Genomic DNA, 22,832 nt, shown 5'->3' on the forward strand with positions numbered 1-22,832 from the left:
ACTTGTCAATGTACATTTTTATATAACTATGAGGTAATTACTAATGAAATGGAAAATTATTGCGGATTCAGGCTGCGACTACCGCTCTTTGGACAATCTGGCACCAGATACAGAGTTTATCAGTGTTCCATTGACCATCCAAGTGGGCGAGACCATCTATACAGATGACGCCCACCTCAATATCGATCAGATGATGGAAGAGATGTATGCGACTGCGACTGCTTCTAAATCTGCCTGTCCAAGTCCAGATGACTATATGAAGTCTTTTGAAGGGGCGGATAATATCTTCGTTGTTACCATCACAGGTACCCTTTCTGGTAGTTACAATAGTGCTGAGGTGGCCAAGAAAATTTATCTGGAAGAGCATCCGAATACCAATATTCACGTCATTAATAGCTTGTCAGCTGGGGGCGAGGTGGACCTAATCGTTCGCAAGCTCAATCAGTTGGTCGCTGAAGGTCTCGATTTTGATCAAGTGGTCGAAGTCATCACCAAATATCAAGAAAAAACCAAGTTGCTCTTTGTTTTGGCCAAGGTTGATAATCTGGTCAAAAATGGGCGTCTCAGCAAATTGATTGGAACGGTTGTCGGGCTCCTCAATATCCGTATGGTTGGGGAAGCTAGTAAGACGGGTACCCTCGAGTTGCTTCAAAAAGCACGGGGCCAAAAGAAAGCGATCAAGGCTGCTTTTGATGAATTAATCAAGGCAGGCTATAATGGCGGGCATATTACCATCGCCCACCGCAACAATGAAAAATTTATCGAGCAATTCTCTGAATTGGTTCGTGAAAAATTTGCCCGTGCAAACATCGAAGTTCTTCCTACTTCCGGACTTTGTAGTTTCTACGCCGAAGAAGGCGGCCTCCTCATGGGCTATGAGATCTAAGTTACCACTAAAAAGAGGCTAGGACTTTTGTCCTAGCCTCTCAATTGTTTTTGGATTGTCGAGCAAGACGCAGTGGTTGAGTGGGCTCTACTACGCTGATTTCATCAGCTGTTACAGCCCTACTCAACTGTGCGGAGGTGGAACGACGAAATCGAATTCTAACGAATGACCGATTTCTGTCCCACTCTCTCTTTTTATTCTCCGATCTCTTGGTAGAGAGTGCGGATTTTTTTGCGGTAGATGCTATAGCTGATTCCTGCTCCGATTAGCAGGATGATACTATAAAGTATCACAGCCAGGAGGGTGCTGACGGAATGATAGGTCCAAATGAAGCTGCCAATGATTAAGAGAAACATCACAAAGAGAAAGACAATCAAGAGAATAGACTGAAGAGCTGCATTCCCACGATGACGGGTCATCAACTCCGTGATATTGGTCCAATTGGTGCTAAAATTTTGAAAATCTTTAACATAGTCTCGAATGCAGATCGGAATAGTCGTTACGACCCAGATCAGCAACATGGCTAGGATGGCTAATGGATGGACGCCAAAATAGAGACAAACACCAACCAGAAGAATGACAGGAAGAATGGATTGCACTAGATAGAGCAACCAAAACTTCATGAAGAGATAGCGTTTGAAATCAATAGGGAGCGATCTCAAATACTCAAAGTTTTCACGCTCCAGCGAGATACCGATACTGGTCAAGCCTCCAAAACTATTGAAAACACCGATCAAGAAGGCAACGAGAGCCAGTGGCACCAAATACTGGGGCGTCAAGTAAGGACTGAGGCCTCCTATATTTTTCGATGCTCCTGCTGCTCCACTGAGTAGGAAAATATAAGGCAGAATGCTCATCATCAAGAGTACTTGCACCATAAGGGTTCCATCAAGCAAGAGTCTGCGATGATACTGAATGACAAATCGTCTAAAGGAGTCTTTCTGACCAACATGGAGCACTCTTACGCGCTCTTTGACAGTTTGGTTGGTCGCAACTGCAAGGGCTGCATCATAGAATTGTGGGATCACGATTTTGCGAACTAGGCCGATCAAGACCAACAGCACCGCTATCCAGCCCAGAAGGCCAAGGATCGCTCCACCATCAAAAGGATGGAGAATGAACTGATGAAAGGCCGTAAAAGGTGGAAATAGAATGGGAATCTCTGCGCCACCCGTCACTTCTACCCGGTGAGTTTGGACTAGATTTAGATAAAGATAAGCCCCTAAACTCAAGAGGGAGCCGATTCCGACCATGAGATTAGAGACCAAGGTCGTGTGTTTTTTGAAAAAGAGGGTCTTGGTGATCAGATGGGATAGGATGATCGTCGCTAAAAAGAGAACGGCTAAGAGAATCAAAGCACAAAAGAGACCTAGTAGGATCCCTAACGGATTAAAGCCACCTGCCTGTACAGGGAGGATCAGAAAATAGCTGATCAAGGGAAGGATAGCCATGAGAAGAGTCAGGATGACTGAGATGCTCTTTCCTGCTATGACTTCTGCATCTGAGAAAGCATAGGGCCGGTAAAACTGCAGGTCCTTGCTTTCATAAAAGACATTGTAAAAGCTCATAAAACCTTGGGAAATGGTCATCAAGGAAAAAAGGGCCACTATGTTGACAAAGAAGGCTGGTTGATGGACAAAATCATAGATACTAAAGAGCAAACCAAACAAGACGAAATAGAAAAACCCTAAAGAGAGATAGTTCAATACCGATCTTCGGGCAACATTGAGTTTGACGTCCGGTCTTTTGGCCTGTTTGGCACGTAATTTTGCGATCTGAGCTGGCTGGCTGGCATAGATGATATTGACATTGACCAACTGTTGGATGATCTTAAGACGCATGATCGCCACCTTCTTCCTTCCGCCCCGCTAGACTGAGATAGATACTTTCCAGGCTTTGTTCTGGATGTTGTCCCTTCAATTCCTCGATCGTCCCATAGAAAATGAGATTGCCTTTTTTGAGAATGGCGATCTTATCACAGAGTTGTTCAGCTACTTCTAAGACGTGGGTAGAGAAAATAACCGTCTTTCCGCGATCCGCATGCTGCCGCATCATTTGTTTTAAATCATAGGAAGCCTGTGGGTCCAACCCGGTCATCGGTTCGTCCAAGACCCAGATATCTGGATCTGATAAGAGGGCTGCAATGACGAAGACCTTCTGGCGCATCCCATGTGAAAAGGATTCAATCACTTCATAGCGGTGACTCTGAAAATCAAAGATCCTGAGAAGCTCTTCCAAGCGTTGATCACAGTCCTTCTGACTCATATCATAAGAGGTCGCAACCAGCTCCCAGAATTCATTAGCTGTGAGACGCAAGAATAGATCCGGTGAATCTGCCACATAACCGATCTTCTTTTTGACCGCTAGCCGATGGCTATAAAGGTCCTGACCATCTACCTCAATGGTCCCAGTGGTTGGGGTGATGACACTGACCAAACTCTTGATGGTTGTCGACTTGCCGGCTCCGTTGTGGCCAATCAGGCCGACAATTTGCCCATCTTCGATGGTCAGATCCAAGTGGTTGAGGGCAATGTGCCCATCGTAATCTTTGGTAACTCCGTGAAATGTAATCATGCTAACTCCTTGTGCGATCCTCATTGGGATCGTGTTTGTTTTCTATTGTCATTAGAGATCATCGAAATGATAGAGCAAATCTAGCAGGTAGGTTGGAATGGTCGCCAAGAAATCTTCTTGGTAAACCCGCTCTCCTCGCTTATGCAATTCTTTGCCCCAGGGCCCGAGATTGATCGCTGGAACCTGAATTCGAGCAATTTTTTCCAGATCCAGATCATAAATTTGAGCCGGAGTGGCTAGGCTGTCAAGGACGACTTGGTAAGAGGCCACATCCTTTTCCAAGGCACAATAGCTGGTGTCGTTAATCCCCATAAAGTATTCTTCGACTTTTAAGGTATAACCCTTTTGGTCCAGATACTGGCGGTAATCCTCGATCAAGGACTCGATTTTGAGTTCTGAATTGTCCAAAAAGCGACAATTCATAGAAGGATAATATGGGGGCGCAAAACCAATGACCACCATTGGATCCTTATCTCCGAGAAACTCTAGCAGTCGCTGGATTTGCTGGATGGCAAGGCTCTGGTAGCTGGTCCCATTACGAAAATCGTGTTCCGCTTTTTGGTTAGAAGCTTCCCTAAAGGCTTGGTAACCCTCTAAGGCTTGGCATCGTCCCTCTAGCTCTTGGTAGGTGATGACTCTTGGCCTTGCAATCATATGGTCTTGGCCAGCCCGATCCTGCAAGTGCTCATACTTCTTGTAAAAGGCATCCAAGGCCTCCTGACTAAGCTCATAGATTCGTTGCAAGAGCTCTTGGGGTGTTTTCTTCAAATGCAGCACACTGAAATAACCAGCCGCATAGAGTACTGTCGATACATCGTACTGCTCCTTCAAATCTCTGAGATAGGACCAAGAAGGAAGGGGAGACGTTTCTCCCAGCGCCTGATCTGCCATATCGGGATGAAGATCTAGCTGGCTTGCGATGGCCACTAAGAGCGACAAGGCATTGATCCCTTTAAGAGGCTCCTTCATATGGGATAAGACGCCTTGCGCCACAACGACTGGCATGAGTTTACCCACTGTGCCAATGTGAAGGACTTTTTCTTTTTCTAGATCCGATTCAAAGGGCTCCGAATCTACTGCTAATACATAATCCAGATCAAACTTTTCCTGCAAATCTGTCAGGAGCCCCAAAGCTCCCCGCATCCCACGTGAATAGGATTCCTCGTCTCCAACAGAGAGATAGAGCAGATTGACCTGACCTCCTGAGGGATCCGCCGCATAGGCTTCAAGAACCCCTAATTGAAGGGCCAAGGCTGCTTTCATATCGCAAGATCCTCTGCCAAATTTCCAATCCCCAGAAGCTAAATCAGCCTGCATATCTGGTCGCATATCTAGTGTTTTCAAGGCTGCTGCTACTTTATCAGAATCGAGCGCTATTTCCGACAAATGTCCATAGTCTTCTAGATCGACTGTATCATGGTGGTGAAACAAGATAAGAGTTTTTTTCTTGCCTTTATCGACCAAGGCCCAATTGACCGACCGATGCAAATGATCCTGTGGCACCTGATAGCGCCCAAAGTGGTCCGGATGTTCCTTAAAATAGGGGATTTGGGCAATCCGTTGATCCAGGAAGGCTTCGATTCCTTGCTCTGTCTCCGTGTTGGTGAAGCTTGGAATCGCCAAGGCTTGGGTAAAAATCGCTTTGATGCTCTCTCTATTGGTTCCTTTCACTTTTAAAACCACCCTTCTTTGCTACTATAATATAAATAAAATAATGGATATCCCTACTATCAGACTTCTATGTCTCTGTGGCCAACAGGTAACCCTGACTCTATGCCATTATCTCCCGACTTCACTTCTTTCCTGTATGCGATTTCTTTTCTAGAAAGGGCTTGCTTCCAGTGCAAACGTTTGTCGCATCCAACTATTTTTGGTAAAATAGGAACATTCACATGAAAGAAGAAATAACAATGGAAAATCAAACCTTAATGCAATATTTTGAGTGGTACCTGCCAGCTGATGGCAACCACTGGACGCGTCTTGCAGAAGATGCGCAACACTTAGCAGACTTGGGTATTCGTAAAGTCTGGATGCCACCTGCCTTTAAAGCTACTTCTAACAATGACGTTGGTTACGGTGTCTATGACCTCTTTGATTTGGGAGAGTTCGACCAAAAAGGGACGATTCGTACCAAATATGGCTTCAAAGAAGATTATCTGCAAGCCATTCAAGCCCTCAAAGCTGTGGGTATTCAACCAATGGCTGATGTCGTTCTTAACCACAAAGCTGCAGCAGATGGTCTAGAGGAGTTCGAGGTCGTTGAGGTCGATCCCATGGATCGAAACAACATCCTCACTGAGCCCTTCACCATTCAAGGATGGACTAAATTTACCTTTGATGGCCGAAATGGAGCCTATAATGACTTCCACTGGCATTGGTACCACTTCACCGGTACTGACTACGATGCTTCTCGTAATAAGAATGGGATCTACCAAATCCAAGGAGACAACAAAGGTTGGGCTCATGGGGATCTGGTGGACAAGGAGAATGGAAACTACGATTACCTCATGTACGCCGATATCGATTTCAAACACCCTGAGGTTGTAGAAAATCTCGATCAGTGGGCTGAATGGTTTATCGAAACGACTGGTGTAGAAGGTTTCCGTCTGGATGCCGTCAAACACATCGACTCCTTCTTTATGAAGAATTTCATCCACAATATCACTAAAAAATTTGGAGAAGATTTCTACGTCTTTGGCGAGTTTTGGAATGGGGATAAAGAGACCAACGATGAGTATTTGGAAAGTATTGATTACTTGTATGACCTGGTCGACGTAGCTCTCCACCAAAACCTCTTCAGAGCTAGCCAAGAGGGTGAAAATTTCGACCTGCGAACCATTTTTGATGGAACACTGGCCCTAAATCATCCGGAACAGGCTGTAACCTTTGTGGACAACCATGATACCCAGAGAGGGCAAGCCTTGGAGTCTACCATTGAAGAATGGTTCAAGCCTGCAGCCTATGCCTTGATTTTACTTCGTGAAGCTGGTTTGCCTTGTGTCTTCTATGGAGACTACTACGGTATCGAGGGCAAATTTGCGCAAGAAAGTTTCCAAGAGGTTCTCGATCGTCTCTTATGGGTTCGTAAAGATCTGGCCTACGGGGAAGAAACGGACTACTTCGATGATCCAAATTGCATCGGTTGGACACGCTCAGGAAGAGAAGATTCCGCACCAATTGCCTGCTTGATTTCGAATAACCAAGCTGCTACAAAAGTCATGGAGATTGGCTCATCATACGCAGGTCTCACCTACTATGACGTCCTAGAAAATTGTACTGAAACTGTCCAAGTTCAAGAAGACGGTACTGCTGAATTCCCAGTGGCAGAACGCTCCATCAGCGTCTGGCAAGCCCAAGATACAGAGGGACAATAACCTTTATATGTAATTTTCTCCTAGGACCTATAGCTTCCTAGGAGATTTTTTTCCTGTAAAAATTTTATAGGAAATACAGTTTCATTTTAGCACTATGAGAAAACGCTGTCAATGGGTATCGCGTCTATTTGAGAGAAATAAAGAGCATCAAAAAAAACTCGTTTTCCAGTTTGGAAAACGAGTCTTCTTTTTAGCTCAATTCTGCAATGATTTCTTTTAATTGGGCTTTCGTATGAACTCCAGCTACTTGTTTGACAACTTGTCCATCTTTTTTAAAGAGAAGAGTTGGGATCGACATGATACCGAATTGACGCGCTGTGTTTGGATTTTCATCGACATCCATCTTGCAGATTTTCAAATCATCTTCATGTACTTCTTCTGCCAACTGATCCAAGATTGGAGCTTGCATGCGGCATGGACCACACCAAGTTGCCCAAAAGTCAATCAAGACAAGCCCTTGGCTGGTTTCTTGTTCAAAAGTTGCATCTGTAATTACGTGTGCCATATTTCCTCCTTTTTCAGTAGTGACTACTGATTCTGCATTTCTACTTTTATTTTACACTAAATGATGCCATTTTAGAAATATTTGCTACGGTTACTCTTTACGCCTCTTCTTTCTTCTTGCGCCAAAAAATGAGACTAGAAGCTGTCAAGGTAATCACACCTAAGAGACCCAGAGCATGGTCTTTGTTCCCTGTTTGTGGAAGCGTATGGTTTAGATGTTCTCCTCCTGCTGTAGAGTTGGTAGCAGGAAAATCTTCTACCAATCCTGGTGAAACAAATTGAGGGCCATAGGATACTGTTACTGAATGATGAGGTTGCTCTTGTGTAGCTGATCCTGTCTTCATCTCCTCTACCTTGTCAGGAATAGTTGGGCTTGGTTGGACAAGATGTTCTGGGGTTGGAAGGATATATTCCTCCTTGTCGTGTACTTCTGGTGCTACTAGAGCAGATCCTTCAACTTCTGGCAGGTTTGCATAGTCTGTATCGCTTGCACTTGGTAAATAGCTTGCCTTTTGGGCGCGGGTCTTTTCGACAATTGGAATCGCCGCCTGGATAGAATCTGTCTTGAAGCTCACTTCATATGGATGCTCCACCGTTAAATCAGACGGGTCATAGGTGTTAAAGACTAGAGCTAACTTGTGACCTTTTTTAACCGTATAGAGATTTGGTTGGAGATAAACGGTGTAATCGTGGTATTCCCCAACTTTTGGCTCGATACTAGCTCGTGAACTTGCTGAATCGTAGCCGGACTCAGGATTGGCAAGGTTGATCCATCCTTTAGCGATCACCTTGTACTTGGTCTTGATGGTTTCGTATTCGGCTACAGATAAGTTGCTTAAATTGCTTCCCATCCAGAAACCATCTGCTGTTTTATCTTGCTTGACGCTACCATTTCCCACCACGTCAAAGTCCTCATCTGCCACGTCTATCAAGAGGGCGTTGATTTGGAAATTCTTTCCTTGACCCTTGGCTAGAGCTGCCTTGAAACGAACGGGAATATGGCCCTTGATCGTAGTGTCCTCAGTGACATCCGAAACAAAGGTCAGATTAGCCTTAGAAGAGGCTTTGCTGACTGTTTCATTACGGTTAGCGATCTCAACACCCGCAGCCGCATAGTCACTTGAAATGGTTTCTTCCAAGCGTTTCGACTGAGCATTCAAGAAGAGACGTTGACTGCTCTTCCAGTTATCATAGCTGGTCCACTTACTTGGATCATAGTTGTTTTGAGCTAGAACTGCTGGCAAACTTTCGATGTGATTGTCCACACCATAGAGGTAATGGGTCAGCCAGGTATTGAGTAGGTCATAGAAATCTTGGCCCTTGGCGGTGATCCCATAGCCACGAGACATCGCTGCTGGATAGACGTGATCCCCTTGGTGGAGATAGAGCTTGACATCTTGGCCTGCTTTCTTGAGGGCATCGTACATAAGTTCAAAATGCTTGGTCTTGACATTGTCATCATTCAAGCCATGGACGATCAGGGCGCTGGTCTTGAGATTTTCTGGATGAAGGGTATAATCCCGCTCCTTCCAGACATCACTGTAGTTGCGATCATGAGCGTACTGGTCCTTATTCAATTGGTTGATGTAGTTGGAATAGTTTTGCCAAATCCCTGCCCAATCGTCTTGGTCCAGCATCCGCGTGCTAACGTAGAGGGAGAGCCATGAAAGGTCACTATAAGGTGCATTGCCAAATTGGGTCCCTTGGCTATTGAAATAATCATACCAAGAAGCAATCCCTGCTGCTGGAACGATGGTCTTTAGGCCTTCTACGCCAGTCGCTGCCACACCAAAGGTTGTGGTGCCAGCCCAGGATAGACCGGTCATTGCGACATTGCCACTTGCCCAGTCTGCCTTGATTTCGATATTGCTTGTCTTATCGGTGTAGGCTTTGCGTTTGCCATTGACCCATTCGATGATATTCTTGAAGGCATTGATTTCGAGGTCAGACCCTGTCGTGTTAAATCCTTCTGATCCCTTGGTCCCAAGTCCAGCGCTTGAGATAAAGGCATAGCCTCTGACCAAGAAATAGTCGTACCAGTTGAGATCTTCGTAGTCATAGATATACTCGTAGGGACTGTAGTAGTACCAATCCGATGCTTTGGCTTTTTTCGCTGCTTCTACTGTTGTTTCACTGGCGACTGCTTGGCGTTTAGCTGGTTGCTCCCGCAACTTCTTCATGTCGTAGGATCCATCTGTCGGCAAGCCCAGACTTTCAAGAGTCACATAGTTTTCATCCAAGGTTCCCGCTACGTAAGGACGCGCTTCCAGAATGGTTGCTGCCTTAAAATCCCCTTGAGCGACTGCTTTTGGTAATTGAACAATGGCTTTGACTAAGTCAGGCTTGCCATCTGCATCGGTATCGTAGTCCGTTTCGACATAGACTGGGAAGCGTACAATTTGGCTGTCTTCATATTTGTAGTCTTGGTCTTCTTTTTCTCCCGTCGTATAAGGGAAAATCGGCTGGGCACGACCATTTAAAAAGAGCGGGCTTTTCTTTTCAGCACGATAGGCATCGTAGAGTTTCTTAGCTCTTTCGTACATCTTGGCCAATTCTGGCTGACTAACCTTACGAGTCAGATCTTCTGATTTTTCAATCAAGCCTAAACTCTTGGCAAAGCGTTCGCGATCTGCTTGGCTTTGGCCCAATTGGCTAGGATCTGTTGCTGCCCATTGAAGCAAGCCATTAACAGCATCCTGGACAGTCAACTCTTTAGAGCTCTGATCCGCTGCAAGGGTCGAATCTGTGACCTTTGCCAAATCCTGACTTGTTGCCGGTGCTTCTGAAGTAGGAGTGGATTGAGGTCCAGCTTCCCTATTTGTTGCTGCTGGAGTTGCTACTGGGACAGTAGGCTCACTTAGGGCTGTGTGGGCTTCTCTTGTAGGAGCTACTTGATTGGCACCTGCCGCCCGAACCAACGAGGCCTCACTTGAGCTTATCCCTTCTTCACTAGAGCTAGTGCTTGTGTCGCTTGCTGTCGGTGTTGCTTCAGTAGATGGAGCATGGACCACTTCTGTCGATGGGGCTAACTCTTCTGTCTGCTCATCTGCTGCTACTACTTGGTGCAAAACCATTGGCGCGAGCAGTAAGCTTGATGCGACAATGGAAACCATTGTTTTCTTTTTCATGTCAGTCTCCTTACATTTTGTAATCAATATAGCTATTATACTATGTAAGCGCTTTTATATCAATTTCTTTCCAAGAAAAAATCGAGGCAAATTTGCCTCGATCTAAAGATACTTATTTCACATGATCTTTTAATTCTTCTTGAGCTTTTTGGTTAGACTCTGCTTGCTCTTTCTTCCATTTTTCAAGAGCTTTGTTATAGTCTTCGGTTGTTACAGGCTTGTCTTGAAGCTTCATGCCTTTATAGACAACGTTGTCTTTCCCTTTACCACCGGTCCAGCCGAATGGTGCTGAGAATGGTTCTACACGAGTCAAGAATGGACGACCAGTCTTAGATGTTGTAGGAATTACCAAGGCACTATCTGTCAACCAAGCTTGAGCTGCTGCATATTTCTCAAAACGTTTGTTAAGATCCTTTGTTTCAGCTCCTGCTTCCGTTATCATCTTCTCAAAGTCGTACAAGCCAACTTTCTTAGCTGCCTCATTGTTTTCGCTTGGATCAAATCCAAGGAAAGTCTTAGTATTTTCACCAGATGAAGCTTTCAAGATATCCATGTAAGTTGATGGGTCTTGGTAGTCAGGGCTCCATCCAACATTATCTGAGATATCCCAGTCTTCGTCTTCTGCTTTAGCAGCAAAGAGGGTTACGTTCAAGAGATCTTCTTTTGATATCATATGGATATCGACAACAACGTTGTCTTTTCCAAGTGAGCTTTCAACTGATTGTTTGAAGGATTGAGCACGTTGTACTTTAGATGGGGTCGATTGGTCTACTGGCATATCCAAGTGGATTGGGAATTTCACACCATCTGATTCAAGTGCAGATTTAGCTTTCGCAAACTCTTCTTTGGCTTGTTTTGCGTTGTAAAGACCATTTTGACCATCATCAAGATTTGCATCTTTCCACTCGTCTCCATAAGTCACCAACTCAGTTTTAACCATTTCACCAAAGGTCTTGCCATCTGCTTGAACGAATGTAGGTGGGATGTAGAGGTTACGGATCAGTTTGCTTGCTCCATCTTTACCATTTGCTTGGGCAGCATAAGATTTACGGTCAAAGGCAAAGCTGATCGCTTGACGGAAGTCCTTGTTCAAAAGAGCTTTCTTAGTAGATGATTTTTCTTCATCTGTTGTTTTTTTAGTGTACTTGTATGACTGACGGTCGATATTAACCCCGATCACGAAGGTGCTGGCATCTTGTGGAGTGTAGATGATTTCATCTTTAAACTTCTTAGCTTGGTCTGTAAATCCAGGTCCAGTTGGGAACAATTTAGCAAGGCTAAGAGCGTTGTCCTCAAATGAATTGGCCATTTTACTTTGGTCTTGACCATCATAATACTCTAGCTTAACATCTGTGACGTGAACATTGTCTTTATCCCAGTAGTTTTCATTCTTGCTCATCTCGATAGATGATTTAGAAGTGAAGCTCTTCAAGATGTAAGGACCATTGTAAAGAAGGGAGCTTGTATCACTTGCTTGGGCGAATTTATCCCCTTTTGATTTCACGAATTTCTCGTTGACTGGGAAGGTAATTCCAAGAGTCAACTTAGAATTCCAGAAAGGCTCTGCCTGGTTCAAAGTAACTTGAAGGGTATGATCATCAACTGCTTTAATTCCTACAGCAGAGAAATCTTTATTTTTTCCGCTGACGTAGTCATTCAAGCCTTTGATAGAATCTTGGATAATGTAGAGCATTTCTGATTTGTTATCAGCCGCATATTTGATTCCTGTTACGAAATCTTTAGCTGTTACATCTGCGTACTCTTCTCCTTCTGAATCATACCATTTGGCATCATCACGAAGTTTATAGGTATAAGTCAAACCATCTTGAGAAACTGTCCAATCTTTTGCAAGAGAAGGAATCAAATTTCCATACTTGTCATTTTCAAACAAACCATCAATCAAGTTCCCTGTGATTTCATGGGTTGCTGCTTTACCAGATGTGATATAGTTCAAGTTTTCAGGCTCCGTCTCATAGACATATGAGAATTTTTGGCCGTTGCTTGAACTAGATGATTTAGAACCACCAGAACAAGCCGCTAGGATACCTGCTGAAAGGAGAGCAACTCCCGCAAGTGCGATGACATTTCTTTTTTTCATGTAAAACTCCTTAAGAAATTTTAAGTTTATTTTAAGATTATACCACAAAGAATTTCAGAAGGAAAGAAATTGTCAGAAAATTATTTTTTTTTCGAAAAAGAGAGTGGGACAGAAATCAGTAATTCGTTAGAATTCGATTTCGTCGTCCCACCTCCGCACAGTTGAGTAGGGCTGTAAAAGCTGATGAAATCAGCGTAGTAAAGCCCACTCAACCACTGCGTCTTGCTCGACAATCCAAAAACAATTAAGAGGCTAGGACTTTTGTCCCAGCCTCTTTTTATTTTCGGTTAAAACTAATTTGAGACTTTCCTTAGGTGAGTACGGACGTCAGCGAACTTCTACCAAGTCGCTCTTGAGGTAGGCATCGACCATGCGCTCTGTTGCGACTACAGAATCCAAGTGGGTCCGCTCATATGAGTGGCTGGACTCGATCCCTGCCCCGAGAAGAGCGTGTTTCACTTCTGCTCCTGCGCTCATAGCTGCAGAGGCATCTGATCCATAGAAAGGATAGATATCCAACTTATAAGGGATTTCTTGGGCTTTTGCCAAGGCTACCAAATGCTGACGGAATTCGTAGTGATACGGTCCTGAAGCGTCTTTGACACAGATGGATACCGTGTATTCATCTGTCGCTTGGTCATCTCCCATAGCCCCCATATCCACTGCCAAGTACTCTACCACTTCAGACGGGATACTAGAATTAGCTCCATGCCCCACTTCTTCAAAGACTGAAAAGGCAAAGGTAGTCGTTACTGGCAATTGAATATTCTCTTCCTTGTAGACGCGCAGAAGATTCAAGAGAATCGCTGCACTCACCTTGTCATCCAAGTGACGAGATTTGATAAAGCAGGTGTCTGTCACAATGGTCCGTGGATCAAAGCTGACAAAATCACCCACTTCAATGCCAAGGGCACGGGTTTCTTTCTCATTGGTCACTTTTTCATCCAGACGGACTTCCATATTGTCCTGAGTCCGCTCGACAGTTCCCGCATCCTTGTAGACGTGGCAAGAAGTCTGATGGACCAAAATTGTCCCCGAATGGGTCTTTCCTGTATTGGCTACATGGACTGTACAATTTTCCCCTTCAATCATATTCCAAGGGAAACCACCGATACGGTCTAGTTTGAGGCGACCATCTGCTTTCACAGCGCGGACAATAGCCCCTAAGGTATCCACATGGGCTGTGACATAGCGTTGCTTGTCTGTGATCACACCAGGCACGGTCACATTTACCCCACCCTTAGCAGTCCGAGTTACTTCGTACCCAAAGCCTTCAATGGTGTTGACCAAGTAGTCTGCGATCTCACGTGTAAAACCGGTCGGTGAAGGAATGGCTGTCAATTCCTGCAAATAAGTCACTGTCTGATTCATAATGCCTCCAAATGTGTTTTTCTTTATTCTAGCATGAAATAGGTAGAATAGCTAGAGGAGAGGTTACAGGTTGGAGTTTTTCAACTCTTCTCACACTTGCATTAGGAGAAGGCCAGAGTTCTATTTATATTTTCAACACATTTTGGGGGAAATTCATCTAGTGCACCTAAAGTAAAAAAAGAAACTTGTCCACAACTAACGGTGTCTAAACAAGTTCCACGCAGGCTATTTCAATGGTGATACATAATTATCAGGATAAAATATGATGTAATTTTTGACAATATCTGTTATACTACCTCAGTTATGTTTCTCCACTTATGGAGATAGAAGGTTTCAGACTTGAGAACAGAGTGAAACCATTCGATACAGCCATTATCTGCTATTTCGCCTCTTTTCTGAGAATTCTTACACTCCTGTTTCCAGCGATAAAGGTGGAGCGTTTGACGCCGAAACATTCTAAAATAATAGATACAGGACACGTTTTCTTATACTCTTCTACTAGCTTGATAAGACTTACTTTGTCGATTCTCTTATCAAGTTCTGATACTTTTTTAGTAATTCTACCTGCAAACGTAACTGTTCTACTTCAGATAATTGTTTCATCCCTTTACCATAAGTATATTGTTTCCCCACAGGTTGGTGGAAACGGTACAATTCATCATTCTGATACCATTGCCACCAAGTCTTGGCCTGACTAGCATTTTTGATGCTGAGGGTATCCATGATAACTTTATTTGATTTGCCTGCCTTCTTCATTTCGATACAGGCTGCTTAGTTTCTACTGAATATGCTTTTTGACCATAACAAAACACCCCTGTTTCTAGTTTACCAGAATTCAACAGGAGTGTTTTCTTGTGTCTCATTTTATGGGTGCAGTGCCGACCCTAGGGATTCTTTCGTTCTCATATATACGTCATTAGTATAGGCTAATTTGATTTAAATTCCAAGAGAAATAACATTTTACATAAAAATCAGTGGGTATTTTACAATTTTTGCATATAATAGAGCTAAAAAACAACTGGTTTTAAGAATTCTTATCTGAAACATTCGGAAATTCCCCTTAACCGTAGCGGAAAGTTGTTTTCTTCTCCTATTTATAATAGACTATCACTAACATTAGATGAAAAGGTGACTCTATGACTATAAATCAACTGCTTCAAAAGCTGGAGCCTACTAGCCCTATCCTTCAAGCTAACTTTGGAATTGAACGCGAAAGTCTTCGTGTCGATAGACAGGGAAAATTAGCACATACGCCTCACCCTTCCTGCCTAGGAGCTCGAAGTTTCCACCCTTATATTCAAACAGATTTTTGTGAGTTTCAGATGGAACTCATCACACCAGTTGCTAAATCTACCACTGAGGCTCGTCGATTTCTTGGAGCCATTACCGATGTAGCTGGACGTTCCATCAGTAAAGATGAACTTCTCTGGCCCTTGTCCATGCCTCCTCGTATCAACGCCCAAGAAATCCAAGTTGCCCAACTGGAAAATGAATTTGAACGCCATTATCGTAACTACCTGGCCGAAAAATACGGAACTAAACTACAAGCTATCTCAGGTATCCACTATAATATGGAACTAGGGAAAGATTTGGTTGAAGCCCTATTCCAAGAAAGTGACCAGATTGATATAATTGCTTTCAAAAACGCCCTCTATCTTAAGCTGGCTCAGAACTATTTGCGCTATCGTTGGGTGATTACCTATCTCTTTGGTGCTGCACCTGTTGCTGAGCAAGGCTTCTTCGACCAAGAAGTGCCAGAACTCGTGCGTTCCTTCCGAAACAGCGACCATGGTTATGTCAATAAGGAAGAAATACAAGTATCTTTTGCAAGCCTAGAAGACTATGTCTCTGCCATCGAAAACTATATCGAACAAGGTGATTTGATTGCGGAAAAGGAATTTTACTCGGCTGTTCGTTTCCGTGGACAAAAGGTTAATCGCTCCTTCCTTGACAAGGGAATCACCTACCTAGAATTCCGCAACTTCGACCTCAACCCCTTTGAGCGTATCGGTATTAGCCAAACTACCATGGATACCGTACACCTACTCCTTCTAGCCTTCCTCTGGCTGGATGCCCCTGAAAATGTTGATCAGGCTCTGGCTCAAGGTCACGCGCTGAATGAAAAAATTGCCCTCTCTCATCCTTTAGAACCTCTACCTTCTGAAGCTGAAACTCAGAACATTACGACAGCTCTAGACCAACTGGTGCAACATTTTGGGCTTGGTGACTATCATCAAGGTCTGGTCAAACAAGTTAAAGATGCCTTTGCAGATTCCAGTCAGACACTAGCTGCTCAACTTCTTCCTCATATCAAAGACAAGTCCCTTTCTGACTTTGCCCTTGACAAGGCGCTTGCCTATCATGATTACGACTGGACTGCCCACTATGCCCTTAAGGGTTATGAGGAGATGGAACTTTCTACCCAGATGCTGCTCTTTGATGCCATTCAAAAAGGGCTTCATTTTGAAATCCTAGATGAGCAGGATCAATTCCTTAAACTCTGGCATAAAGATCATGTTGAGTACGTCAAAAATGGTAACATGACCTCAAAAGACAACTATGTAGTTCCTCTTGCCATGGCTAATAAAACCGTGACCAAAAAAATCCTGGCTGATGCTGGCTTCCCTGTCCCTGCCGGCGACGAATTTACCAGTCTAGAACAAGGTCTAACCTACTATCCTCTTATCAAGGGCAAGCAAATTGTGGTTAAACCAAAATCAACCAACTTCGGTCTGGGCATTTCCATTTTCCAAGAGCCTGCCAGCCTTGATAACTATAAGAAAGCTCTCGAGATTGCCTTTGCAGAAGATACAGCTGTTCTTGTTGAAGAATTTATCCCAGGAACCGAATACCGTTTCTTCATTCTGGACAGGAGTTGTGAGGCCGTCCTCCTTCGTGTCGCTGCTAATATTGTCGGTGATGGCAAACATACCATTCGTGAATTAGTCGCTCAGAAAAATGCCAATCCATTGCGAGGCCGTGACCACCGCTCACCTCTGGAAATCATTGAGCTAGGAGACATCGAACAACTGATGTTAACTCAGCAAGGTTATGCACCTGATGATATTCTCCCAGAAGGGAAAAAGGTCAATCTCCGCCGTAACTCCAACATCTCTACAGGTGGCGACTCTATTGATGTCACTGAGACCATGGATTCATCCTATCAAGAATTAGCTGCAGCTATGGCGACTAGCATGGGGGCCTGGGCTTGCGGGGTTGACCTCATCATTCCAGATAAAACTCAGCCTGCTAGCAAGGAAAAACCTCATTGCACTTGTATCGAGCTCAACTTCAATCCCTCTATGTATATTCACACCTATTGTGCTGAAGGTCCTGGACAAGCTATCACTCCAAAAATCCTAGACAAGCTTTTTCCAGAAGTTGCCACGAGTCAAACCTAAAACCTCATTCTTAGGAACAAACAAATCACCTTTATCTCGATGATATGATACCTCTTAAGTAGACAAGGTAAATACCTAAAATCTACGGCTCTTTGTCAACTGTAGTGGGTTGAAGAAAAGCTAAGCTCGAGAAAGGACAAATTTCGTCCTTTCTTTTTTGATATTCAGAGCGATGAAAATTCGCTTCTTGCAGTTTTCAAAGTTCCGAAAACCAAAGGCATTGCGTTTGATAAGTTTGATGAGATTATTAGTCGCTTCCAATTTTGCGTTGGAATAGGATAACTGAAGGGCATTGATGATTTTCCCTTTGTCCTTTAGAAATGTTTTAAAGACAGTCTGAAAAAGAGAATGAACCTTCTTTATATTGTCTTCAATGAGTCCAAAAAATTTCTCTGGTTCCTTATTCTGAAAGTGAAAAAGCAAGAGCTGATAGAGATTATAGTGGTATTTCAAGTCTTCTGAATAGCTCAAAAGCTTGTCTAGGATTTCTTTATTGCCTAAATTGTCAAATTAAGTTAGACTTTTCAAGTAACTCAGAAAAACTTGGTAGGGTGATTGAAATAGTTCTAATGGGAATTCATAAACCACACGCTGAGGGGCAATTCCTCCCTCCTCATCAACATAATAAAGATGATTACCATCTCTCCAGATATGCTGACCGTATCCTTTTACCTCTTCAAATTGGATAACATCTTCCCATTGTAGTCTTGTTGGTTTCATTCTATACCTCTTTTACTTAAGTGGTAATACATAATCATCTGGAAGTTTGCCTTCAGATTCAATCCACTGTTTCTCCGCAATTGGAATCAATTCTTCAAGTTCTTCCTTAGAGAACAGTTTCCTATTTTTAGGGACATCTATCAAAGAAGCTGGATATTTACTTATAAATTTTCTTCTAGACTCTTTTCTCTCTTCTTCCGTCGGTGGCTAAGAGTCATTCTGAACTTTCCAGGAAACTTCTTGGAACGTTCTCTCCCCACTCTCTAATAGAGCAAATAATTCTTGTGGGAGTTCATAGATTACTAACCAAGAAGCTACGGTGCCTTCTTCTAAAACTAAATAATATTTGTCCTCATTTTTCCAAATGGATTTTCCATATCCTTCAATTTCCTCAAATTGGGTAACATCTTCCCATTCAAATTTTGTTGGTTTCATTTTATACGTTCCTTACTTAAGCTGCGATTCATAATCATCTGGAAGTTTGCTTCTTCAATCCACATTTACTTAGCAATCTGAATTATATAAATTATGAATGCTCTCTTTCGTACCATGATGTATATAATGGGCTGATCTTTTCAAATAATTCCTTTTCATATCTATATCTATTCTCTTTTACTTTCTCAACCAATTGACTAACTTTTTCAAATTCATTATTTTTGATCAATTTATCAATTAAATCTACATCTTTTTCATCAATGTTATGTGATGAAATATTTTTCATGATTATCTTTAAAATTTGATAAATTACCTCGTTATCATCTAATTTAGAAATCTCAGATCTTATTTCCCCTCGTTCAGTAAAAGCCAGATTATATCTTCCATTTCCATCCTCTATTACAGAAATTCCTTCTGGAAAGTAGGGAGGTTGTTCGGAAAAATAAATTCCAAATTCATCTAATTTTAAATTTCCAATTTTTGCAACTTCGGATTCAATTTTGTTTTTTAATTTTATTATCATTTTATTATTTCTATTTCAATCTAAGTAAAAATCTACTTTTTTAATTCATCATTCGAGTTCTAATTTTAATGGCTTTACATAATTCGTTAATATCAGCAAAGGTTACCGTTCCAATAAATAATTAGCAATAATCATCGTTAATTCAGCAATAGTCTCGTTAGTCTGTTTTCTTATTTCAATATCATTATTCCAATAGTAAATGTCAGATAATCCCCCATGTGGTGGAAAAAGGGCTTGATAAATTGTCAATTTATCCCTTAAACTCATTTCTTTATTAGTATTTACATATTCTTTCAAAATATGTAGCTCATCCACTTGTGGACCAATATTTTTAATATTATATTTGTCAATGATAGACAACAAATGATCGATCTCTTCTAAAAAAATTTCTTTCATACTACTGTTCATCATTAGAAAAACCTCATTAACTAATGCTATTTTTTCATACTACAGTTAAGTTAAATTTCTTTAAACTCACTTTTGTTTAAATCCTATTCTACCAAAATATGGCCATGAATTCATACTAAAACAAAAAGAGAGCAGCAAACTGAGCTGCTCTCCATTTTGTTTATTTTTCTACCATTCCGCCCTTGATCAGACTGTCTTTCGTTACTGAATAACTGACTGTATTGTCATCTAGCGGATTAAAGCCTGGTACGATTTCTTTTAATTTTTTCAAATCGATTTTTGTGTAATCAATGGTATTGCGAATATAAAAGATTCCATCTTTATATTCTGATGTCAGTTCAAATCCATGGCCCATCAGATCTTTGAATGTTTCTTGGCTCTTGGCAACGGCTTCTTTCATGGATTCAAGAGGGTTCTCACCAGGCACTTTTGAGACGTCGTAATCATCAACTTTTTCTTGTACCAACAAGGTATCTCCCTTGTAATACAAGGTTACAGTGGTCTTACCTGCTTCATCACTCGTTTCAAGAACGGTTTTTTGAGCACCTGCTAGTGCATCTTCTTTTTTGCTTTCATCAGTTGATGACTCTTCTGTCTTTTCTTTAGCGGATGATTTGCTTGTTGCTTTACTCGTCGCTTTACTGGACGATTGACTAGTAGATTTTGTAGTCTCTTTTTGTGCGCAACCAGCTAAAAGAAGACCCGCTGTCAAGAAGACGGCTAACAATTTTGTGGTTTTATTCATTTTGAATCCCTCACTATTTTATGATGGTTAAGGAAATGACTGACGTCTGAAATGAGTCATTTAGCAAGATCAACTGTCGTTTTAGATGTTATTAGAAAAGCCTCAAAATGATGGTTGCAGTCCCCTCCTTATCGATCATTGTAGCCATCTGGGTGGCTGAAATGCCAAGCCCAGGCTGTTTGGATGATGGTTTCGATATTATCAAATTTTGGTTGCCAGCCGAGAATTGCACGCGCCTTCTCAGAGGATGCGATCAGGGTATCTGGATCTCCTGGTCTACGATCGGCCAGCTCAAGTGGAATCGGATGTCCCGTCACCTTGCGGGCTGCTTCAACGATTTGAAGATTAGAGAATCCGGTCGATGAGCCCAGATTAAAGGCAGTCGATTCATTCCCTTTTCTGAGATACTCCACCGCAAGCAGATGGGCATCTGCCAAGTCAAATGGATGGACATAGTCCCGAACATTGGTGCCATCTGGTGTCTTGTAGTCATCTCCAAAAATTGCGATCTTCTCACGTTTGCCTTGGGCTACTTGCAAGACGATTGGCAAGAGATGGGTCTCTGGTCCATGGTCTTCGCCAATCGATCCATCTGGCTTAGCACCCGCTACATTAAAGTAACGAAGGGGCACATACTTGATGCCATAGGCTTGATCGGCCCAGCGCATAATGGTTTCCATCATGAGCTTGCTTTCGCCATAAGGGTTGATTGGTTTTTGTGGAGTGGTTTCAAGAATCGGAATTTCTTCTGGAATACCGTAAGTGGCAGCGGTTGAAGAAAAGACGATGTAGTGCACTCCACATTCATGCATGACTTCCAAGAGTTTGACCATGCCAGCTGTATTGTTATCAAAATACTTCAATGGATCTGCCATAGATTCTGCGACTAGTGAGTAGGCCGCAAAGTGGATGACCGCATCAATATCTGCATGTTCCTTAAAAATCCTGCGCATGAAGTCTTGATCCGCCAGGTCTCCTTGGTAAAAGACAGCATCTGGATGCACCGATGCACGGTGGCCTGTGACTAGGCTATCGACCACGACGACTTTTTCCTTTCCTTCATTGACCAAACGGTCTACCATGTGGGAGCCGATATAGCCAGCTCCTCCGAGTACGAGTATTGCCATTTGTTTTCCTTTCGCTTCTTTGTCTTCTCTTTTATTGTACCAAATTTCTGCCTCTTCTCCACACTTAAAGTGTCGCAACAAAGCGTCTAAAGGCTGCTTGGCCTTCTGCTGTTCGCTTGTAGACACCGGCATCTTCGAGCACGCGCGCAAAGATTTGACCAACTGATTCACGAACAATAGTTTCTGCTTCTGCTTCGTCTGTGATGGATGGGTGAGTGGATTTCAAGTCAGCAGCCCAGTCCTGGTGGTAACTAGCCACACTGCTTTCTCGTCCAAGCAGATAGTCTTGAACCTGCTTGAGCTCTTCCTTGAGTCGAGGTGGTAAAATGGCTAGACCCATGACTTCGATCAGGCCGATATTTTCTTTTTTGATGTGTTGCACATCCGCATGCGGGTGGTAAATGCCTTCTGGATGCTCTGGTGAGGTTTGGTTGTCACGGAGCACCAAGTCCAGTTCATAATGCCCATCTCGGATTCGTGCAATGGGGGTAATGGTATGATGGGGTTGACCGTCAGATGTGGCTAAGACTTGCACAGCTGGATCCGAGTAACCTCGCCAGCTTTCTAAGATATGATCTGCCAAGTTAATCAGCTCTTCCTTGTTATCTGACTGCAGACGCAAGACCGACATGGGCCAACGAACGATGCCCACTTGAACCTCTTCGAAGCCAGGAATGGTAAAGGTTTGGTCAAGTTTTGCTAGCTCCATAGGGAAGGTGTGGCGTCCGCCTTGATAATGGTCATGAGTCAGGATGGATCCCCCTACAATGGGTAGATCTGCATTGGAGCCTGCAAAATAGCCTGGAAAAGTCTCTACAATGGTCATGAGTCGCTCAAAGGTCTTGCGGCTAATGGCCATAGGAACATGCTGGCTATCGAGGAAAATGCAGTGCTCATTGAAGTAGGCATAAGGGGAATACTGGAAGCCCCAGTCATGACCGTCCATGTCAAAGCGGATGATCCGATGATTGGCACGGGCAGGATGGTCTAGGCGACCTTGATAGCCTTCATTTTCAAAGCACAGTTGGCAGGCTGGATAATGACTAGCTTTAGCCAGCTTCGCGGCTGCGATGTCTTTAGGATCTTTTTCAGGTTTTGACAGATTGATGGTGATTTCAAGGGAGCCATAGGGAGTTTCTGCCTCAAAAGCGATATTTTGCGCAATCGCCTTGACCTTGATGTAATCATTGCGCTTAGAAAGGGCATAGAAATCCGCAATCGCATCTTCCTTGGACTGACCGTAAGTCTCCCAGAAATAGCGGTTGACCTGACTAGGACTGGGGGTGATCCAATCCATCAACTCTGCACCCAAGCTGTCCTTTGCGGCCATGCTATCTTGGATCTTATTATTCGCAACCGCAATTTCCACCAGCTGATCTTTGAGTGCGATCAAGTCAGCCTGATGAGCTGGGGCCTCTAGCCCTTCTTCTCCAATGCGACTCATAACGCGGTTTTTTAGATAAATCCGATCCATCTCTTCGTAGTCACTCGCCGCAATGATGGCTGTGACAAATGCATCTAATACCAGTTCTGTCATC

The 22,832-nt window shown here is 43.2% G+C and carries 16 protein-coding genes and 3 pseudogenes; 3 read left to right on the plus strand and 16 right to left on the minus strand.

The window, feature by feature from the left end:
- The first annotated feature begins 43 nt into the window (after positions 1-43).
- Positions 44-886, plus strand: coding sequence for a DegV family protein (locus tag HMPREF9186_RS02485; protein WP_009731246.1), 843 nt, complete (start codon positions 44-46; stop codon positions 884-886).
- Between the two features lie 194 nt (positions 887-1,080).
- Here the strand turns inward: HMPREF9186_RS02485 and HMPREF9186_RS02490 are convergent, their stop codons facing one another.
- From HMPREF9186_RS02490 to HMPREF9186_RS02500, 3 genes are read right to left on the minus strand one after another with little or no spacing between them, the layout of a single operon-like run.
- A complete protein-coding gene (locus tag HMPREF9186_RS02490; protein WP_009731247.1) occupies positions 1,081-2,727 on the minus strand; it encodes a hypothetical protein in 1,647 nt (548 codons plus the stop codon).
- Positions 2,717-3,460: an ABC transporter ATP-binding protein gene (locus HMPREF9186_RS02495; protein WP_009731248.1), complete on the minus strand. Its 744-nt coding sequence runs from the start codon at positions 3,458-3,460 to the stop codon at positions 2,717-2,719. The genes HMPREF9186_RS02490 and HMPREF9186_RS02495 overlap by 11 nt, the downstream gene beginning before the upstream one ends.
- A gap of 51 nt (positions 3,461-3,511) precedes the next feature.
- Positions 3,512-5,131 carry a M20/M25/M40 family metallo-hydrolase gene (locus HMPREF9186_RS02500; RefSeq protein ID WP_009731249.1) on the minus strand — a complete coding sequence of 540 codons (1,620 nt, stop codon included), beginning with the start codon at positions 5,129-5,131 and terminating at the stop codon, positions 3,512-3,514.
- 221 nt (positions 5,132-5,352) lie between these two features.
- On the opposite strand from HMPREF9186_RS02500, the gene HMPREF9186_RS02505 reads away from it, so the two are divergent.
- Positions 5,353-6,834, plus strand: a complete 1,482-nt coding sequence (locus tag HMPREF9186_RS02505; protein ID WP_009731250.1) for an alpha-amylase — start codon at positions 5,353-5,355, stop codon at positions 6,832-6,834.
- A gap of 190 nt (positions 6,835-7,024) precedes the next feature.
- On the opposite strand, the gene trxA is transcribed toward HMPREF9186_RS02505, so the two are convergent.
- From trxA to HMPREF9186_RS11535, 5 genes and pseudogenes are all read right to left on the minus strand, one after another.
- Positions 7,025-7,339, minus strand: coding sequence for a thioredoxin (trxA, locus tag HMPREF9186_RS02510; protein ID WP_003002728.1), 315 nt, complete (start codon positions 7,337-7,339; stop codon positions 7,025-7,027).
- A gap of 97 nt (positions 7,340-7,436) precedes the next feature.
- Positions 7,437-10,466 carry a CocE/NonD family hydrolase gene (locus tag HMPREF9186_RS02515; protein ID WP_009731251.1) on the minus strand — a complete coding sequence of 1,010 codons (3,030 nt, stop codon included), beginning with the start codon at positions 10,464-10,466 and terminating at the stop codon, positions 7,437-7,439.
- A 112-nt stretch (positions 10,467-10,578) separates the two neighbouring features.
- A complete protein-coding gene (locus tag HMPREF9186_RS02520; RefSeq protein ID WP_009731252.1) occupies positions 10,579-12,564 on the minus strand; it encodes a peptide ABC transporter substrate-binding protein in 1,986 nt (661 codons plus the stop codon).
- Between the two features lie 327 nt (positions 12,565-12,891).
- The gene (locus HMPREF9186_RS02525; protein WP_009731253.1) at positions 12,892-13,935 is read right to left on the minus strand and encodes a M42 family metallopeptidase; all 1,044 of its coding nucleotides are present in this window, start codon (positions 13,933-13,935) and stop codon (positions 12,892-12,894) included.
- Between the two features lie 549 nt (positions 13,936-14,484).
- Positions 14,485-14,747 (minus strand): annotated as a pseudogene (locus tag HMPREF9186_RS11535) (IS3-like element ISBt2 family transposase); the annotation flags it as partial.
- A 324-nt stretch (positions 14,748-15,071) separates the two neighbouring features.
- Between HMPREF9186_RS11535 and gshAB the strand changes: the two are divergent.
- Positions 15,072-17,336, plus strand: coding sequence for a bifunctional glutamate--cysteine ligase GshA/glutathione synthetase GshB (gene gshAB, locus HMPREF9186_RS02535; protein ID WP_009731255.1), 2,265 nt, complete (start codon positions 15,072-15,074; stop codon positions 17,334-17,336).
- A gap of 120 nt (positions 17,337-17,456) precedes the next feature.
- Here the strand turns inward: gshAB and HMPREF9186_RS02540 are convergent.
- The 8 genes and pseudogenes from HMPREF9186_RS02540 to galT all read right to left on the minus strand — a co-directional run.
- Positions 17,457-17,840: pseudogene (locus HMPREF9186_RS02540) on the minus strand (ISL3 family transposase); the annotation flags it as partial.
- A 6-nt stretch (positions 17,841-17,846) separates the two neighbouring features.
- Positions 17,847-18,056, minus strand: coding sequence for a hypothetical protein (locus HMPREF9186_RS02545; protein WP_009731257.1), 210 nt, complete (start codon positions 18,054-18,056; stop codon positions 17,847-17,849).
- Positions 18,057-18,068: 12 nt separating this feature from the next.
- Positions 18,069-18,491, minus strand: a pseudogene (locus HMPREF9186_RS11330) (hypothetical protein).
- Between the two features lie 91 nt (positions 18,492-18,582).
- Positions 18,583-19,014 carry a hypothetical protein gene (locus HMPREF9186_RS02555; protein WP_009731259.1) on the minus strand — a complete coding sequence of 144 codons (432 nt, stop codon included), beginning with the start codon at positions 19,012-19,014 and terminating at the stop codon, positions 18,583-18,585.
- 102 nt (positions 19,015-19,116) lie between these two features.
- Entirely contained in the window at positions 19,117-19,425 is a 309-nt protein-coding gene (locus HMPREF9186_RS02560; RefSeq protein WP_009731260.1) for a hypothetical protein, read from the minus strand.
- A 157-nt stretch (positions 19,426-19,582) separates the two neighbouring features.
- Entirely contained in the window at positions 19,583-20,167 is a 585-nt protein-coding gene (locus HMPREF9186_RS02565; protein WP_009731261.1) for a DUF1307 domain-containing protein, read from the minus strand.
- A gap of 128 nt (positions 20,168-20,295) precedes the next feature.
- On the minus strand, positions 20,296-21,294 hold the full coding sequence (gene galE, locus HMPREF9186_RS02570; RefSeq protein ID WP_009731262.1) for a UDP-glucose 4-epimerase GalE: 999 nt from the start codon (positions 21,292-21,294) through the stop codon (positions 20,296-20,298).
- Between the two features lie 64 nt (positions 21,295-21,358).
- Positions 21,359-22,831 carry a UDP-glucose--hexose-1-phosphate uridylyltransferase gene (galT, locus tag HMPREF9186_RS02575; protein ID WP_009731263.1) on the minus strand — a complete coding sequence of 491 codons (1,473 nt, stop codon included), beginning with the start codon at positions 22,829-22,831 and terminating at the stop codon, positions 21,359-21,361.
- Position 22,832 lies beyond the last annotated feature (1 nt).

This window comes from Streptococcus sp. F0442 (genome assembly GCF_000314795.2).
Classification (GTDB): Bacteria; Bacillota; Bacilli; order Lactobacillales; family Streptococcaceae; genus Streptococcus.

Bases quoted from the DNA above. Each gene is read 5' to 3' on its own strand.
- HMPREF9186_RS02485 (WP_009731246.1), top strand. From the start codon at position 44: ATGAAATGGAAAATTATTGCGGATTCAGGCTGCGACTACCGCTCTTTG.
- HMPREF9186_RS02490 (WP_009731247.1), bottom strand. From the start codon at position 2,727: ATGCGTCTTAAGATCATCCAACAGTTGGTCAATGTCAATATCATCTAT.
- HMPREF9186_RS02495 (WP_009731248.1), bottom strand. From the start codon at position 3,460: ATGATTACATTTCACGGAGTTACCAAAGATTACGATGGGCACATTGCC.
- HMPREF9186_RS02505 (WP_009731250.1), top strand. From the start codon at position 5,353: ATGAAAGAAGAAATAACAATGGAAAATCAAACCTTAATGCAATATTTT.
- trxA (WP_003002728.1), bottom strand. From the start codon at position 7,339: ATGGCACACGTAATTACAGATGCAACTTTTGAACAAGAAACCAGCCAA.
- HMPREF9186_RS02515 (WP_009731251.1), bottom strand. From the start codon at position 10,466: ATGAAAAAGAAAACAATGGTTTCCATTGTCGCATCAAGCTTACTGCTC.
- HMPREF9186_RS02520 (WP_009731252.1), bottom strand. From the start codon at position 12,564: ATGAAAAAAAGAAATGTCATCGCACTTGCGGGAGTTGCTCTCCTTTCA.
- HMPREF9186_RS02525 (WP_009731253.1), bottom strand. From the start codon at position 13,935: ATGAATCAGACAGTGACTTATTTGCAGGAATTGACAGCCATTCCTTCA.
- gshAB (WP_009731255.1), top strand. From the start codon at position 15,072: ATGACTATAAATCAACTGCTTCAAAAGCTGGAGCCTACTAGCCCTATC.
- HMPREF9186_RS02545 (WP_009731257.1), bottom strand. From the start codon at position 18,056: ATGAAACCAACAAGACTACAATGGGAAGATGTTATCCAATTTGAAGAG.
- HMPREF9186_RS02555 (WP_009731259.1), bottom strand. From the start codon at position 19,014: ATGATAATAAAATTAAAAAACAAAATTGAATCCGAAGTTGCAAAAATT.
- HMPREF9186_RS02560 (WP_009731260.1), bottom strand. From the start codon at position 19,425: ATGATGAACAGTAGTATGAAAGAAATTTTTTTAGAAGAGATCGATCAT.
- HMPREF9186_RS02565 (WP_009731261.1), bottom strand. From the start codon at position 20,167: ATGAATAAAACCACAAAATTGTTAGCCGTCTTCTTGACAGCGGGTCTT.
- galE (WP_009731262.1), bottom strand. From the start codon at position 21,294: ATGGCAATACTCGTACTCGGAGGAGCTGGCTATATCGGCTCCCACATG.
- galT (WP_009731263.1), bottom strand. From the start codon at position 22,831: ATGACAGAACTGGTATTAGATGCATTTGTCACAGCCATCATTGCGGCG.